General features: G+C 35.7%; 1 protein-coding gene. It reads left to right on the top strand.

The features are described from left to right. The coding region (locus tag BG20_RS01215) for an HAD-IC family P-type ATPase (RefSeq protein ID WP_010189853.1) at nucleotides 1-824 on the top strand (824 nt) is incomplete at both ends.

Raw genomic sequence — 824 nt, 5'->3', positions numbered from 1 at the left:
CGGGAGTGCATTAGAAGATCATGCATTTAGAAAAGCATCTTTTTCCTTAGATTCATTATTAGCAAGATCTCCACGAATAGCAAATTTACAAAAAGATGGAGATATAAAACAAATCAAAGTCGAAGATGTCCAAATTGATGATGTGCTTTTAGTACGTTCTGGAGATTTAATCCCAGTGGATGGAATAATTCTAGAAGGGACTGCAGAAATTGATGAATCTGCATTAACTGGAGAACCATTGCCAAAAATAAAAACATCCGGTAATGCTGTTTTTAGTGGTACTGTTAATGTTGGAGATGCATTTAAGATCACATGTAGCAAAACAAGTGTCAATAGTCAATATTCAAAAATTGTACAACTGGTACGAAAAGCTCAGCAAGAGAAAGCACCTATTCAAAGACTTGCTGATAAATATGCAGTATGGTTTACACCAATTGTAATTGTCATTAGTGTATTGGGGTGGTTTATCACAAAAAATCCTGAAACTGTTTTAGCAGTTTTAGTAGTTGCAACTCCATGCCCATTGATCTTTGCAACTCCTACTGCTATTATTAGTGGAATAAGTAGAGCTGCAAAAAGAGGAATTATTGTAAAGACAGGAGCTGCAATAGAACAAGTTGGCAAATCAAAAGTTGCAGTTTTTGACAAGACTGGTACTATAACACTTGGAACTCCAACAATAGATGAGATCATTACTCTGAATGGAGTAAACTATGATGTTCTATTGAGAAATGTTGCAAGTATTGAACAGATGTCATCTCATCCTGCAGCAATTGCATTGGTGCAAATGGGGAAAGAGAAATTTGGGAAACTTCCGATTGTTC

The organism is Candidatus Nitrosarchaeum limnium BG20, from assembly GCF_000241145.1.
GTDB lineage: Archaea > Thermoproteota > Nitrososphaeria > Nitrososphaerales > Nitrosopumilaceae > Nitrosarchaeum > Nitrosarchaeum limnae.
This window is presented reverse-complemented; position numbering and strand designations above follow the sequence as displayed.